This is a genomic window from Rhodanobacteraceae bacterium (assembly GCA_024234055.1).
Classification (GTDB): Bacteria; Pseudomonadota; Gammaproteobacteria; order Xanthomonadales; family SZUA-5; genus JADKFD01.
In genome coordinates this window covers 84,131-98,742 of the sequence record JACKOW010000002.1, presented here as the reverse complement: position 1 = coordinate 98,742, position 14,612 = coordinate 84,131, and the positions used below count along the sequence as shown (strand labels likewise).

Annotated in this window: 12 protein-coding genes; 8 read left to right on the top strand and 4 right to left on the bottom strand. The window is 63.4% G+C overall.

Going from position 1 to position 14,612, the window contains the following annotated elements:
• Positions 1–304: 304 nt before the first annotated feature.
• The 4 genes from H7A19_04745 to H7A19_04730 all read right to left on the bottom strand — a co-directional run bounded on the left by H7A19_04745 (position 305) and on the right by H7A19_04730 (position 5,817).
• The gene (locus H7A19_04745; protein ID MCP5474130.1) at positions 305–1,939 is read right to left on the bottom strand and encodes a BamA/TamA family outer membrane protein; all 1,635 of its coding nucleotides are present in this window, start codon (positions 1,937–1,939) and stop codon (positions 305–307) included.
• On the bottom strand, positions 1,929–3,902 hold the full coding sequence (locus H7A19_04740; GenBank protein ID MCP5474129.1) for an LTA synthase family protein: 1,974 nt from the start codon (positions 3,900–3,902) through the stop codon (positions 1,929–1,931). Before H7A19_04740 ends, H7A19_04745 begins: the two co-directional genes overlap by 11 nt.
• A gap of 466 nt (positions 3,903–4,368) precedes the next feature.
• A complete protein-coding gene (locus H7A19_04735) occupies positions 4,369–5,463 on the bottom strand; it encodes a hypothetical protein (GenBank protein ID MCP5474128.1) in 1,095 nt (364 codons plus the stop codon).
• 3 nt (positions 5,464–5,466) lie between these two features.
• On the bottom strand, positions 5,467–5,817 hold the full coding sequence (locus H7A19_04730; GenBank protein ID MCP5474127.1) for a hypothetical protein: 351 nt from the start codon (positions 5,815–5,817) through the stop codon (positions 5,467–5,469).
• Positions 5,818–6,126: 309 nt separating this feature from the next.
• On the opposite strand from H7A19_04730, the gene lptD reads away from it, so the two are divergent.
• From lptD to H7A19_04690, 8 genes are all read left to right on the top strand, one after another.
• Entirely contained in the window at positions 6,127–8,466 is a 2,340-nt protein-coding gene (gene lptD / locus H7A19_04725; GenBank protein ID MCP5474126.1) for an LPS assembly protein LptD, read from the top strand.
• Positions 8,463–8,987 carry a SurA N-terminal domain-containing protein gene (locus H7A19_04720; protein MCP5474125.1) on the top strand — a complete coding sequence of 175 codons (525 nt, stop codon included), beginning with the start codon at positions 8,463–8,465 and terminating at the stop codon, positions 8,985–8,987. The genes lptD and H7A19_04720 overlap by 4 nt, the downstream gene beginning before the upstream one ends.
• Positions 8,887–9,759, top strand: a complete 873-nt coding sequence (locus tag H7A19_04715; protein ID MCP5474124.1) for a peptidylprolyl isomerase — start codon at positions 8,887–8,889, stop codon at positions 9,757–9,759. Before H7A19_04720 ends, H7A19_04715 begins: the two co-directional genes overlap by 101 nt.
• A gap of 29 nt (positions 9,760–9,788) precedes the next feature.
• Positions 9,789–10,799, top strand: a complete 1,011-nt coding sequence (gene pdxA / locus H7A19_04710) for a 4-hydroxythreonine-4-phosphate dehydrogenase PdxA (GenBank protein MCP5474123.1) — start codon at positions 9,789–9,791, stop codon at positions 10,797–10,799.
• The gene (gene rsmA, locus H7A19_04705; GenBank protein MCP5474122.1) at positions 10,799–11,590 is read left to right on the top strand and encodes a 16S rRNA (adenine(1518)-N(6)/adenine(1519)-N(6))-dimethyltransferase RsmA; all 792 of its coding nucleotides are present in this window, start codon (positions 10,799–10,801) and stop codon (positions 11,588–11,590) included. Before pdxA ends, rsmA begins: the two co-directional genes overlap by 1 nt.
• 168 nt (positions 11,591–11,758) lie before the next feature.
• Positions 11,759–12,283, top strand: a complete 525-nt coding sequence (locus H7A19_04700) for a hypothetical protein (protein ID MCP5474121.1) — start codon at positions 11,759–11,761, stop codon at positions 12,281–12,283.
• A gap of 5 nt (positions 12,284–12,288) precedes the next feature.
• Complete coding sequence (locus H7A19_04695) at positions 12,289–12,627, top strand: hypothetical protein (GenBank protein MCP5474120.1); 339 nt, start codon at positions 12,289–12,291, stop codon at positions 12,625–12,627.
• Positions 12,628–12,720: 93 nt separating this feature from the next.
• Positions 12,721–14,610 (top strand): MFS transporter, encoded by a 1,890-nt coding sequence (locus tag H7A19_04690; protein MCP5474119.1) that lies wholly within the window; start codon positions 12,721–12,723, stop codon positions 14,608–14,610.
• The last annotated feature ends 2 nt before the right edge of the window (positions 14,611–14,612 follow it).

Here is a 14,612-nt window from a genome sequence, read left to right as displayed (position 1 = left end):
GCAAAGAGCCAAAAAAGCGTTGTCCGCAAAGGACGCCAAATACGCAAAGGAAGCAGAAGCACAACAAATGGATCGACTCAGATCGAGACGCCCGAACAGACGATCAAATGTTCCGCTCTTTTTTGCGTCCTTCGCGTTCTTTGCGAACCAATGCTCTTGACCGGCCGAGGACTCTCTGAACAAGACGTCATTCCCGCGAAAGCGGGAATCCATGCATGCGCAAGTGCATGAAAGCGCTGGATTCCCGCTTGCGCGGGAATGACGGTCAAGACTTGTTCAGATTCAGAGGGTCCCTGACCCAGCATCAGAAACTCTGCTCCGTGCTGATCAGGAACTGCAGCTTGGAGATGTCGGCGCCGCCATCGAGCGGGTGGGCGATGTCGATATGGATGACCCGTCCGAGCCCTGAGCGGGTGTTGGCCAGCCGCAGGCCGAAGCCGATGTCCTTGAGTACACCCAGGTTGTCTGGGCCCTCGGGCGTGTCGCCCCAGACCCGGCCGGCGTCCATGAACACCGCGCCGCCGACCCGGAACAGGCGGAAGGGGTACCAGTCGGTGTAGAAGCGCTGCTCCAGGGTGACCAGCGCGCTGCGCTCGCCATTGGCGTAGCGGTAGGGATAGCCACGCAGGCCGTTGTCGCCACCCAGCGCCAGCGGCTGGTCCAGATCCAGGTTCTGGCCGATGTCGCCTCTGACCCGCACATGGGTGGTGGTGAAGGCGTTGAAGCGGTGGTCATAGCGGGCGTCGATGGTGCTGAGCGTGCCGGCGCTGCCGCCGTTTTCGTAGCGTCCGCTGAATTCGCTGGACACCAGCCACGACTGGGTGTCGTTGGGACGATCACCGTAGGACAACGCGCCCTTGTAGATCCAGGCCCGGCGGTCAGCTCCAAAGGCCCCGGCGGCCAGACCCAGCCTGGCACTGGCGTGCCAGCCGAGCAGGATGTCTTCGGCCCGGCCCATCTGATCGCGATTCTGCTCGACGACGAAACGATTCTGAATCAACTCGTAGCCTATCCAGGGGTAGATCAGCTTGCGGTCTTCGGGCAGCAGCGTGGTGCCGATACCGTCGATGGGCGCGACTGCGCTGAAGCGGTGCTCCTCCAATGCCGCACCGAAGGTGAAGCGTTGGGTCAGGTCGCCGATCAATCCCGGTGACCAGCCGGCCTGGATGTTGAAGCCGCGCTGGTCGTCCAGATAGCGGTCGATGGTCTCGCCATAGCGATAGCGCTGTTCGCGGCGCTCGTCGTCGAGCAGATCGAAGCCGGCGCTCCAGCGGGTGTCCAGGGCAAAGAAGGGTCGGGCCAGGCCCAGCCGGTATTCGTGGCCATCGCTGTTGTTGGCCGCGACCACGTTCAATTCCCAGCGCGCGCGCCCGATCTGCGGGGCCCTGAAGGCCGCAAAGCGGGAGTCGCGATCCTTGTCGGAACTGTATCCCAGGCTGAGCTGCATGCCGAGGCCGAGGAAATTGAGCTCCTCGAAGCCGACCGAGGCCCGGTTGCGGCCACCACTGCGGCCAAACTGCAGGGCCGGGCGCAGACTCCAGATATCGCGGGTGCGCACTTCGACGATCACCTTGCCGCGTTTCATCCGCACCGGGCGGATCCTGGCGTCGAAGAAGGCGCGGCGGCTGCGCAGCAGGCGCTCGGACTCGGTCACGGCCTGTTCGGTGTACGGATCGCCGACCTTGAACAGCAACAGCCGCTCGATCGTGCCTTCGCGCGTCTCCACATGCCAGCGATTGGCCAGACGGTAGAGAAAACGGTTCTCTTCGGGCTGCTCCAGATCGAAGACATCGCCGGCATAGATGCGGATTTCACCGATGACGGTGCCTTCGGCCTCCAGCTTCTGGCGATCGAGCTTGGCGGCCTGCAGGCCACCGCAGGCCAGGATGCCGAGCAGCAGTCCAAGGAACTGACCGCGGAACTGGATTTCACTGGGCATCGGCTGCTCCGGCCAGAGGGGTGTTTCGAATGGGTGCGTCGAGGCGCATGGCGCCGCTGCCAAAGGCTTCGCTGGCTACCTGGTAGTAGCTGATGGCCTCATTGGTCATGCGCTCCGAGGCCTCGTCTTCTGGCTGTTCGACGCCGGTCGCTGCGTCGACGACCCGGGTGCGGGCATTGGGCTTGAGTTCGATCACACGCCCGTCCTGGTACCAACCGACTGTCTGGTAGTTGGCCAGCAAAGCGCGCTGCGGGGCGTCGGGGCTGAGCATGTCGCTGCCGAAGAAGCGTGACTCATAAGGCACGTTCATCAGGCCGAGGATGGTCGGCGCCACATCGATCTGCGAGGCAATATGCTCGACGGTGCCGGGGGCGATCTTGCTCGGCGCCCAGATCACCATGGGAATCAGATAGTTGCGTGGCGGCAGATCCATCTTGCCGCGGCCACGATGGGTGTGATCGGCGACGAAAATGAACAAGGTATGGTCAAACCAGGGCTTGCTGCGTGCGCGCTCGACGAAGTCGCCGATGGCCCAGTCGGTGTATTTGACACCGCCTTCGCGCCCGGTCTTGCTGGGGATGTCGATACGCCCTTCCGGGTAGGTGTATGGGCGATGGTTCGAGACCGTCATGATGTGCGCAAAGAAGCGTCGCCCGGCGGTTGCTTCCTTGTCGATCTCGCGCAGCGCGAGGGTGAACAGATCCTCGTCGCAAACCCCCCAGATGTTCTGGAAATGGATGTCCTCAGGCGCCAGTTCGGTGCGGTCATGGACCCGGTAGCCGTTGCCGCTGAAAAAGGCCTGCATGTTGTCGAAATAGGAATAGCCGCCGTAGATGTACATGGGCGTGTAGCCCTGCTGGGCAAAGACCGAACCCAGACTGTAGAGCTTGTCGTTGTTGGGGCGCTTGACGATGGAGTGGCCCGGCGTCGGCGGCACCGACAGCGTCAGCGCTTCCAGTCCGCGCACCGTGCGCGTGCCGGTGGCGTAGAGCTGCTTGAACAGCAAGCCTTCATCGGCCATCCGGTCAAGATTGGGTGTCAGCCCTTCGGTATTGCCAAAGTGCGCCAGATAGCTGGCGCTCAGGCTCTCGATCGACACCAGCACCACATTCCAGTCCTTCTGCGGGCCGGCGGGTTGCACCTCGCGTCGCAGGTCAAAGGGCGTCAGCGGCGGTCCCTCGATGTTCAGCGCCGCCCGAACGCCGCTCAGCGCCTGCGTCTGCGGCAGCGTTCGATAGAAACGCTCGTAGTCGATGGAGTTGGACTGGTAGGCATGGAAGAAGTCGAAGGTACCGTTGCCGGCGAGCTCATTGGCCTGGGCGTCGTTCGAGTACTCCTTGTAACTATCGTCGAGCAAGGCGTAGGCCGTGACCGGCAACAACATCCAGACCAGCGTGCGCGCCAGACGGCCGCCAAAGCGCGGCGCAGCCTCGCGCAGGGGGGCGCCGATCCAGCGCAGGATCAGGCGCCAGAACAACAGCGTGATGATGGCCACGGCCGACAGCAGCAGCGGCATGGGATAGCTCTCGCGGATATTGCCGATGACCTCATTGGTGTAGACCAGATAGTCGACCGCGATGAAGTTGAAGCGCGAGGCGAATTCGTTCCAGAACACGAATTCGGCCGCGGCGACGAAGACCAGCAGCCCGGCAAAAGGCAACAAGCTGAAACGGATGAAGCGACGGCCGAAGCCGCCATCACGTGGGCCGGGCGTATGTCGCAGCGTCAGCAACAACAGCAGCATCGGCAACATCATGAAGCCGGCCATGCCAATGTCGAACACGGCGCCGATCAGCATGGCGCCCACGATCCGCCCGGACCAGAACACGCTGGCATCGCCGTTGTACAGCGCCAGCCCGATGCGCACGGCGGCGTTGAACAGCACATAGACCAGTGTCAGGCCAAGAACCGCGCGGTAGGGGCCGCTGGCGAACCAGCGGTAGAAGGTTTGAATCAATCGCATGCCTGACGCGCTTCGTGGAATTGAAGCGCCAGTGGAGCACACGCGGATTGTGCCAAGGTTAGCTGCGGGTCAAATTTGCGTTAGGCAATGGTATGGCAATGTTGCGGGGGTGCGAGCGTGCCGGGTGGTGCGATGGTTTGAGGCGAACGAGGGGCAGCGGAGGGCAGAAGGGGCGAGGGGCAGGGGTCAGGGGGTCAGGGGGCAGGGCCGTGCGTCACGGACAGATCGTGCGGCGAGGTGCGTCCCCTGCACCCTTCACTTCTTCCAGCTTGTAAAATCAATGACCTGCGATCTGTCTGCTGAGAGTCCCGGTCGCCCCTGGCAGTGCGCTTGTTCCCGCAACAAACTCGGGCGAGGGGAAGTGGGGCACGCCGCAGCACGGTCAGATCATGCGTCGAGGTCGGTCCCCTGCCCCCTTTTTTGCAGTTATGAAATCAGCGGTTTACGACATTCTTGGTGAGGTCGGCTAGCCGCGTTGATCCGTGCTCTCGAACGCTTCGGCATTCGCCGTATTCGAGGACGTGCCGACGTACGCCTGCACCCAGCTGGCCAGCGTCTGTGCCGAGGCGTCACCGATGAACTCGGCATGTTGCCAGCCCGGGTCCGGCTGGGCGCGCAGTGCAAGCAGGCGCGTCGCCCGAAGGCCGAGTTCACGCTGTCCGGGCGTCAGATCGCCGGCCTTGAATACCAGCGCACCATGGCGCAGCAGTCTGACCACGCTCCGTTCGACCAGTGCGGCATTCGTCCCGGTGCTGGTCCAGCTGGCGGCAGCGATTGTCGGATCCCAGTGCAACTGGTCGTCGTCGGCGTTGAGCTCGGTCAGGCTGCTGCCGCCAGCGGGCGGCGCGAGATGGCCGCATTCATGAAACTGCACGTCCACGTACCAGAAGTCTGATGAGCGCAGATCGACGCGCTCGTGGACGACCCAGCCCAGACTGTGCGGATCCACGGTCACGCCGCGAATCTCGGCCAGCGTGCCCAGTTGCTGGGCAGAGACGAAGCGGAAGTGTTCGGGAATCTGCAGGGTGGCGAAGGCCGGGGCCAGCCGCACCAGGCTGCGGCGGAAGCGCAGCTCGTTGAGCGGGATCTGTCGAATCTGGGCTGGCGCTGCGGCGAATTGCATCTCTTCGGCCGCCGCACTGCCGCTGCGTGTATTGGCGACCGACGTGGCGACGATGCGTCCCGCGTTGCCCGCCGGCTCGTCTTCGAACTCCAGGGTCATGCCCATGGCTACCTGGCGTTTCTCGATCATGGCGGCAGTTTCCGGGTCGTGCTCACGCAGGTAGGCGATGTCGTCCGCATCCATGTTCAACGCCAACTGGTCGGCTGCCTTGTGGGTGTTGTAGATCAGCATCAGCGACGCCAGAGCGGTCAGCACGAAGGGAATGCGGATGTCGCTGTCGCGATCGCCCCAGTTGGTGAATAGCGGAACCACTGCGATCGGCCAGAAGATGAAGGTCATGGCGCCCATCGTGGAGCTGCTGCGGCCCACGCGCAGCGCCATCCACACCACCAGAACGAAGATCACCAGATACCAGAAGGTGAAGGATCCGAGATTCATGGCTTACTCCAACTCGGTACTGGCGACTTGATTGCGACGCAGCGCCAGTTCGGCGTAACCGCCGTGCAGTTCCGCCCGCAGCAGCAAGGATTGGTCATCGACACTCTCGATGCGGCCGCGATGGGTGCGGCCGGTGTCGGTTTGCACCTTGACCTTGACGCCCTTGAACTGGCTGAGCTCGGACCAGCTGATCCGGTAGCCGCTGCGGATCCCGGTGACCGTGGCCGAGTGGCCAGGCGCCGACATGTAGCGTTCGATCCACGCTTCGTCAGGGTCCGTGGCGGCCCGTGCGGTGGAGATCGTCAGCGCGCAGAGGGTCAAGGCAGACAGCAGGAGGACATGCCAGCGGTGCATGAACGGGCTCCGGTATGCGGCGGGTTTGCAGATGGGGAGTTGCATCCAGTCATTGCCATCGCCACCCCGGCGAGAGCGCCGGGTCGTATTGACAACAACTGTGACATCAAGTCTACGTGATCTCCCGGGCGACGGCCAGAGCGCCTAGGCATCCGCCGCGCGGCAGATCGATCCGCTGATCCCGACGGTCATGGTTCGGGCCAATCCGCATCTGCGCCTTTCGTCAACGGCCTGCCTATGCCATCGTACGCGGCTGCGGCGGCCCCCACGGCCGCATACCTGTCCAATGGCATGTTGATGGAACTGCGGATGATCCAATCGAAACGACCATCGCGCTGGCTGCTGCTGGGAGTGGCGATGACGCCCTTGTCCGCCGCGCTGGGCGCCGAGCTGTGCCCGGTAGACCCCTGGCACTGTGTGCGCGACGGCCAGACCTGGGTCTGCAGCGGTCAGCCTAAGGCGCTGGACAGCGAAACCGTTGATGCGGCTGCCCGGGCTGCCGCGAACACCGAACTCAGCGGTGATCGGCTGGAGGGTGTCGATGGGCAGAACATGACGCTCACCGGGAATGCCCGCGCCATCCGCGCCGATCAGCGCCTGCAGGCCGAGAGCATCGAGTACGACATCCAGAAGGACAGCGCGCTGGCGAAGGGGGCGGTGCGCTATGAAGACGCCACCAACGCTTTCTATGCCAATGAGGCCCGTGCCGATCTGGGCAAGGACAGCACCGAGCTCAGCGATGTGCGCTATGCGCTGAAAGCGCTGCGCGGGCAGGGACGGGCCAGCGAGGTGCGCACCACCGGGGGCAAGCAGACCCATCTGGAACAGGTGACCTACACTGCCTGCCCGGGCGAAGATCCGGCCTGGCAGATCGAGGCCAGCAGCCTGGATATCGACAACGAGGCAGGTCAGGCCAAGGCCCGCGATTTCAAGGTCCGGGTGGGCGGAATTCCGATCCTGTATTCGCCCTATGCCAGCTTTCCCATCGATGATCGGCGCAAGACTGGCTTTCTGGCGCCAAAGCTGGGATTCGGCAGCGATGGACTGGACTTTGCCGCACCCTGGTACTGGAATCTGGCGCCGAACTACGATGCCACCCTGACGCCGCGCCTGATCAGTGATCGTGGCGTGCAGGCCGGTGGCGAGTTTCGTTATCTCTACAGCGGCGGTAGCGGCCTGATCGACGGCGAGTGGCTGCCCAACGACAAGCTGCTGGATCGCGATCGTGAGCGTCTGCGCCTGCGCCACAACGGGGTACTGCTGCCGGGCCTGCGCCTGGACGCCGACATCAATCATGTTTCGGACGATCGCTACTTCGTCGACCTGGGCGATTCGCTGAACACCTCGTCGACCTCGGTCCTGTCCAGTCTGGCGCAGCTCTCTGGCGGTGGTCGCAACTGGAACTGGAGTCTGCTGGCCGACGAGTACGAACTGATCCTGCCGGATGTGGAAGAACGCTTTCAGGCCGATCCCTACAAGCGATTGCCGCGCGCTGCGCTGAATTTCAATGATCGCCGCGGTGGCTGGCGCTATGGCGTCCAGAGCGAGTGGGTGAACTTCAGTCGCGACAGCTTCTGCGTTGATGACGGCAGCGGCGGCTGCATCAGCACCCAGTCTGCCGAAGGCCGACGTCTGGATCTGGCGCCGTATCTCGGCTACGAGTGGCAGCCTAGCTTTGGCCATCTGCGCCTGCGCAGCACCCTCAGGCACACCAGCTATGAGCTCGATCGGCATCTGCCTGCCAACAGTCCCTGTCGTCTCGATGGCAGCTGTGCCGATAGCATCGATCGGACCACACCCATCTTCAGCCTCGACAGTGGCCTGATCTTCGAGCGCCCAAATGCCTTTGGTTTCAACGGTTTGCGCCAAACGCTGGAGCCCCGGCTGTACTATCTGTACGTGCCCGAGCGCGATCAGAGCGCCATTCCGGTCTTCGATACGGCACCGCTGGATTTCAGCTTCAACCAGCTGTTCCGGGAAAACCGCTACACCGGCGCCGATCGTCAGGCGGACGCCAATCAGCTGACGCTGGCCGTGACCTCGCGACTGCTGGACGATGAGCTCGGCAATGAACGTGCAGCGTTCAGCCTGGGTCAGGTCTACTACTTTGATGCGCCGACGGTCTATCTGCCCGATGAACTGGCGGCCGGAATCGTTGACGATCGCCAGCGCTCCGCTTATGTGGCTGAAGTGCGGGCGCGCCTGAGCGGAACCTGGTCGATCACCGGTGGTCTGCGTTATGACCCGGAGACCGATCGCACCGATTTCGGCGCGCTTCGGCTGCAGAAGCGATTCGGCGACCAGGGTTTGCTGAATCTGGGCTATCGCTATCGTCCGGACCAATTGGAGCAGGCTGATGTCTCGGCGCTGATTCCGATCAACGACAACTGGCGAGCCGTGTTTCGCTGGAACTACTCATTGCGCGAGCGCACCACGCTCGAAGCAGTGGCCGGATTCGAATACATCAACTGCTGCTACAGCGTACGTTTGCTTTCAAGGAATTATCTTCGTGGCATAGGTACAGAGCGCCGCAACGCAGTCTTCCTGGAGTTCGAGCTGACTGGACTTGGCTCTCTGGGACGCGATACGGGCGACTTCCTGCGCCGTGCTATTCTCGGTTATCAGCCTTTCGGGGGCATCTCGGAATGAAGTTCAAAGCACTGATTTTTTTGGGTTTTTTGGCAGTTTTCGCGAGTGCGTCGGAGGTCCGCGCGCAGTCCACGCTGACCCCGGTGGACAAGATCGTGGCCGTGGTCGATGAGGACATCATCCTGCGCAGCGAACTCGATCAGGCTTTGTCCGGCATTCGCCGTCAGTACGCCGGTCGCGAGAACCAGCTGCCGCCCAATGATGTGCTCGAACGTCAGGTGCTGGAACGCCTGACGCTGGTGCGGCTGCAGTTGCAGCGCGCCGAAGCCACCGGTGTGAAGGTGACCGACACCGAAGTTGACGACGCCATCACCCGAATCCTTCGCCAGAACAAGATCGACTTCAACCAGCTGCAGCAGCAGCTCTTGCAGGACGGATTCTCGCTGGCCGAGTTCCGTCGCACCATGCACGATGAACTTGATGGTGCAGAAGCTGCGTCAGCGCGTGATCGAATCGCGTTCCGATGTCAGTCCCTCGGAGTTGGAAATTGCGTTGGCCAGCAGCACCGCGCGCAAGGGTGAAGTGCGCTTGTCGGTGCTGCTGATCGGTGTTCCCGATGGTGCCAGCCCGGAGCAGGTCGACACCGCACGCACCAAGGCCGAGGGCGTGAAGAAGCTCATTGACGAAGGCAGCATTGATTTCACCGCGGCAGCCATCCGTTATTCGGATGCCGGTCAGGCGCTGGAAGGTGGCGATCTGGGCTGGCGACGCTACGACCAGGTACCGCCGTCCTTCGCCGATCTGGTGGCGGGCATGAACATTGGCGATGTTTCTCAACCGATGCGTACGCCCAGTGGCTTCTATCTGATCAAGCTCACCGACCGCCGCGAAACCAGCAAGATCGTGGTCACCGAATTCAATGCGCGCAAGATCGTGGTCCGGATTACCGAACTGCAGACCGAGGCTGAGGCCAAGCGCGAGATCGATGCCATCTACGATCGATTGCAGCGTGGCGAGGATTTCGAAAAGCTGGCCAAGGAGCAGTCGGACGACGATGCGACCGCACCGCTGGGTGGGGAAATCGGCTGGTTTCCGCTGGAAGGACTGGATCCGGAATTCTCCGAGTTGATCACCACGCTCAAGGATGGCGAGTACAGCCGTCCCTTCCGCGAAGCGACCGGCTGGCTGATCGTCAAGCGCACCGGTACCCGTCAGGCTGATCGTACCGAGTTCTATGTGCGTGGCCAGATGATGGAAAGTCTGCGCATGCGCAAGGGCGAAGAGGCGTACGAGCAGTTCCTGCGCCAGCTGCGTGGTGAAGCCTATATCGACTATCGACTGGCCAAATCCTGATCAGCGGGTCAGTGCCGGCCAGTGGCGACATGAAGACACATCGGATCGCGCTGACGGCGGGTGAACCCGCGGGGATAGGGCCGGAATTGCTGGTGCGTATTGCTCAGCAAGCCTGGCCCTTTCGCGTGGTGGCCATTGCCGATCGACGCTGTCTGCACGGCGCCGCGGCACGTCTGGGTCTGCCGTTGACACTGGTGGAAGATGAGCCGACCGAGCGCGAGTCGCTGCCGGCCGGGCATCTGGCCCTGGTGTCGACAGCACTGGCGCGCGCGGCCACGCCGGGGCAGCTTGATCCCGACAATGCTGCAGCGACGCTGTCCATGCTGCGCACCGCCGCCGACGGGGCCTTGCATGGCCGCTTCGATGCGATTGTCACCGCGCCGGTGCAGAAGAGTGTGCTTGACAGCGAGCAGCATCCGTTCTCGGGCCATACCGAGTATTTTCAGGCTCTGGCCGGCACCGAGCATGTGGTGATGATGCTGGTGGCGCCCGGCGATGGCACCCGGCCGGCCTTGCGGGTGGCGCTGGCGACCACCCATTTGCCGCTGCGTGCCGTCGCCGACGCCATCGCGCCGGACATGCTGGAACGCTGTCTGCGCGTGCTGGAGCAGGGTCTGCGCCGCGATTACGGCATCCCGGCGCCACGCATTGCCGTGCTCGGTCTGAATCCGCACGCGGGCGAGGACGGGCATCTGGGTCTGGAGGAGCAGCAAGTGATCGAACCGCTGCTGCGCAAGCTGCGCGCAGAGGGCATGCAGCTGGATGGACCGCTTCCGGCCGATACCGCTTTTGCACCCAATCGACTGGCGCACACCGACGCCTATCTCGCCATGTATCACGACCAGGGGCTGCCCGTGCTCAAGTTTGCTGGCTTCGGCAGTGCCGTCAACGTGACGCTCGGCCTGCCCTTCGTGCGCACCTCGGTCGATCACGGCACGGCACTGGATCTGGCCGGCACCGGCAGGGCAGATCCGGGCTCGCTGCGGGCAGCGCTGCTGGAAGCGGCGCGCATGCTCGACGCGCGCTCGCAGAACGCCTGATGCACGCGCGCAAGCGTTTTGGTCAGAACTTCCTGCGCGATCAGGAAGTCATCGATCGCATCGTGCGCGCGATCAAGCCCAAGTCCGGACAACATCTGGTCGAGATCGGTCCCGGTCGCGGCGCCATGACCTGGCCGCTGCTGCAGGCGCTGGGGCAGATGACGGCGATCGAGATCGACCGCGATCTGGTGCCCTTGCTGCGCGAGCAGAGTCAGGCGCACGGGCAGTTGAGCGTGGTCGAGGCCGATGTCCTCACCGTCGACTTCACCGCGCTAGCCGCCGGACGCATGCTCCGGGTGGTCGGCAATCTGCCCTACAACATCTCCACCCCGGTGCTGTTCCATCTGCTCGACCACGCGCCCGTGATCCAGGACATGCACTTCATGCTGCAGCGTGAAGTCGTGGAGCGCATGGCTGCGCCCCATGGCGACAAGGTCTACGGGCGATTGAGTGTGGCCCTGCAGGCACGCTGCAAGGTCGAAAAGCTGTTTCGGGTGATGCCCGGCAGCTTCTGGCCGGTGCCCAAGGTGGAATCGGCGATCGTTCGACTGACACCGCTGCACGATCCAGAGCGCGAAGCCTTGGCCCCGGCCCTGGATCGGGTCGTCCGCGCTGCCTTCGCGCAACGCCGCAAGACCCTGTCCAACGCCCTCCAGGGCGTGCTCGATCCAGTCACCATCGCCAGTTGTGGCGTACGCCCCGACAGCCGCGCCGAACAGGTCCCCGTGAGCGGCTTTCTGGAACTGGCCAGGGCCTGGCAGTCGATCGCAAACAACCAGGCGCCTGCGTAGGAGCGACCTCGCGTCGCGACCGCTGCTCCCTGCGGCGGCAACAGAGTGTTTTTCCGCGAAGGACGCAAAGAACGCAAAGGGAAGCAAGATCTGTTTCCGTCACGCGCCTCAGCATCTGACGAATCTGATCTTCTTCGCGTCCTTGGCGTCCTTTGCGGATAAGTGCTCTTGAACCAGGTGTCAGCGAACACTACGCTGGCCGCGGCAATGACCAATGACCCGGGCACCGGCATTGACGCCTGGTCTAGCCTGCACGGATTCTTCACGGAGATGTCCATGCGCGCCTTCCGCCTGTCCTTGCTGCTGCCGATGCTGTTACTCGCTGCCTGTGCCGCGATGCCTGATTCGCCGGATTCGGCTCTACAGGCTGCCATCGACCATCCAGATCGCAGCGCCGCAGACCGAGAGCGCGATACCCGCGACCAGCCGCAGGCGGTGCTCAAACTGGCCGGATTCGGGCCGGGCATGACCATCGCCGACATCTTTGGTGGTGGCGGCTATTACAGCGAGATTCTGTCGCGACTGGTGGGTCCGAATGGACGGGTGCGGCTGATCAACAACCAGCCCTACCACGACTATGCCAAGGCCGACGCGGTTCCGCGCTTTGCCAATGACCGGTTGCCCAACGTCAGCTATGAGATCAATCCGTCGGAGAACATGAAACTGGGGTCGCCTCGCTGGATGGCGCGCTGATCATCATGTCCTACCATGATCTGTATGTGGCTGATGAGGCTGGCGGCTGGCCGGCGATCGAACCTGGTCAGTTCATCGACCAGATCGTGACCGCACTCAAGCCGGGTGGCGTACTCCTGATCGTCGATCACTCGGCCGCGGCTGGAACCGGCAAGACCGCCGCGCAGACCCTGCACCGCATCGAAGAGGCTTTCGCCATCGCCGATTTCAAGGCGCATGGGCTGGAGTTTGCCGGCTCGATCCCGGCGCTGCGCAATGCGGACGACAGTCGAACTCTGGGCGTGATGAATCCAGCCATCCGCGGTCAGACCGATCGCTTTGTGCACATCTATCGCAAGCCCTGAGCGATGGTCATCACGCGTCCTGGCTGAGGAGGGCGCCGCGCTGGGGCGCCGAAGTGCTAGCCTCGCCGTCAACTTTCGCGCGCGCGTATACCCATGTCCGGACACAGCCAATTCGGCCTGCTGGCCCAGCGCCGTTTTCTGCCTTTCTTCCTCTCGCAGTCGCTGGGTTCCTTCAACGACAACGTCTTCAAGCAGGCTTTCGTGGCCCTGGTGGTGTTCGTCGGGGCGATCAAGACCGGGGTCAGCGATGCCAACTTCTCGCTGCTGGCCGGAGCCCTGTTCATCCTGCCCTTTTTCCTGTTTTCGGCGCTGGGCGGGCAACTTGCCGACAAGTACGACAAGGCCAGACTGGCGCGCTGGATCAAGGGCGCCGAGGTCCTGCTGATGTTGGGGGCGGCTGCCGGCTTCCTGCTCAAGAGTGCACCGATCCTGCTCGGCATCATGTTCCTGACCGGGCTGCAGTCGACGCTGTTCGGGCCGCTCAAGTACGGCATCCTGCCGCAGGTGCTGAGTGACGAGGAACTCACCGGCGGCAATGGCCTGGTCGAGAGTGCGACCATGGTGGCCATCCTGCTCGGCACACTGGCCGGCACGACGATGGTCAGCAACCCCGAGACCGGGCTGATGCTCACCGCTGCGGTGGTGATTGCGGTGGCCGTTGCCGGTTGGCTGGCGGCGCTGGCCATGCCGGCCACTGCGCCGGTGGATGCGACCCTGAAGGTCAACTGGAATCCCTTCACCGAGACCTGGCGCAGTCTGAAGTTTCTGGCGGGCAATCGCACGGTCTTCCTCAGCTGCCTGGGTATCAGCTGGTTCTGGTTCTACGGCTCGATGTATTTCCTGATCCTGCCGGTGTACGTGCGCGACATCGTCGGCGGTGGTGCCTCGGTATTCACGCTGATGCTGGCCCTGTTCTCGATCGGCACCGGCATCGGCGCCCTGCTGTGCGAGTTGCTGTCGCGGCGCAAGGTGGAGATTGGCCTGGTGCCGTTCGGCTCCATCGGCATGACCCTGTTCGGGCTGGATCTGTATTTCGCGCTGCCGCAGGCCAGCGGACTGGCTGATCTCAGCATCGCCGGCTTTCTGGCCACGCCCTTTGGCTGGCGCCTGACCATCGATCTGGTCCTGATGGCGATCTTTTCCGGCTTCTTCATCGTGCCCTTGTTCGCGCTGATCCAGCAGCGCAGTGCTGCCAGCCATCGCTCGCGGGTGATCGGCGCCAACAACATTCTCAATGCCATTTTCATGGTGACGGCATCGCTGCTGGCCGGGCTGTTGATGAATGGCATTGGCCTCAGCCTGCCCCAGGTGCTGCTGGTGACGGCGCTGTTCAATGCCGTGGTCGCGGTCTACATCTACACGCTGGTGCCCGAATTCCTGCTGCGCTTCATCGCCTGGATCCTGGTCAACGTGATGTACCGGCTGCGTATCCGCGGCATCGACGCCATCCCCGATGAGGGGCCGGTGCTGCTGGTGTGCAATCACATCAGCTACGTCGATGCGCTGGTGGTGCTGGGCTCGGTGCCGCGCCCGGTGCGCTTCGTCATGTACTACAAGATCTTCGACATGCCGATTGCGAAACAGGTGTTTCGCTGGGCCAAGGCCATCCCGATCGCCGGGGCCAAGGAAGATCCGGTGCTGATGGAGAGGGCCTTCGAGGAGGTTTCGCGGGAACTGCGCGACGGCAACATCGTCTGCATTTTCCCCGAGGGCGGCCTGACCCGCGATGGCGAGATCGCGCCTTTCCGTCCCGGCGTCGAGCGCATTCTCCAGCGCGATCCGGTCACGGTGGTGCCGATGGCCCTGCAGGGACTCTGGGGCAGCGTGTTCTCGCGCCAGAATCAGCTCCTCGGACGGCTCAAGCTGCCTCGGCGCTTCTGGTCCCGGGTGGGCCTGGTGGTCGGCAAGCCGAGGCCCCCGGAGGAAGCCCGTGCCGCCACGCTGGAGGCCGACGTGCGCGCGCTGCGGGGCGATCAGCCCTGAGA

What these genes read in the sequence shown, in the direction of transcription:
- H7A19_04745 (MCP5474130.1), bottom strand. Translation starts at nt 1,939, where the DNA reads ATGCCCAGTGAAATCCAGTTCCGCGGTCAGTTCCTTGGACTGCTGCTC.
- H7A19_04740 (MCP5474129.1), bottom strand. Translation starts at nt 3,902, where the DNA reads ATGCGATTGATTCAAACCTTCTACCGCTGGTTCGCCAGCGGCCCCTAC.
- H7A19_04735 (MCP5474128.1), bottom strand. Translation starts at nt 5,463, where the DNA reads ATGAATCTCGGATCCTTCACCTTCTGGTATCTGGTGATCTTCGTTCTG.
- H7A19_04730 (MCP5474127.1), bottom strand. Translation starts at nt 5,817, where the DNA reads ATGCACCGCTGGCATGTCCTCCTGCTGTCTGCCTTGACCCTCTGCGCG.
- lptD (MCP5474126.1), top strand. Translation starts at nt 6,127, where the DNA reads ATGATCCAATCGAAACGACCATCGCGCTGGCTGCTGCTGGGAGTGGCG.
- H7A19_04720 (MCP5474125.1), top strand. Translation starts at nt 8,463, where the DNA reads ATGAAGTTCAAAGCACTGATTTTTTTGGGTTTTTTGGCAGTTTTCGCG.
- H7A19_04715 (MCP5474124.1), top strand. Translation starts at nt 8,887, where the DNA reads ATGGTGCAGAAGCTGCGTCAGCGCGTGATCGAATCGCGTTCCGATGTC.
- pdxA (MCP5474123.1), top strand. Translation starts at nt 9,789, where the DNA reads ATGAAGACACATCGGATCGCGCTGACGGCGGGTGAACCCGCGGGGATA.
- rsmA (MCP5474122.1), top strand. Translation starts at nt 10,799, where the DNA reads ATGCACGCGCGCAAGCGTTTTGGTCAGAACTTCCTGCGCGATCAGGAA.
- H7A19_04695 (MCP5474120.1), top strand. Translation starts at nt 12,289, where the DNA reads ATGTCCTACCATGATCTGTATGTGGCTGATGAGGCTGGCGGCTGGCCG.
- H7A19_04690 (MCP5474119.1), top strand. Translation starts at nt 12,721, where the DNA reads ATGTCCGGACACAGCCAATTCGGCCTGCTGGCCCAGCGCCGTTTTCTG.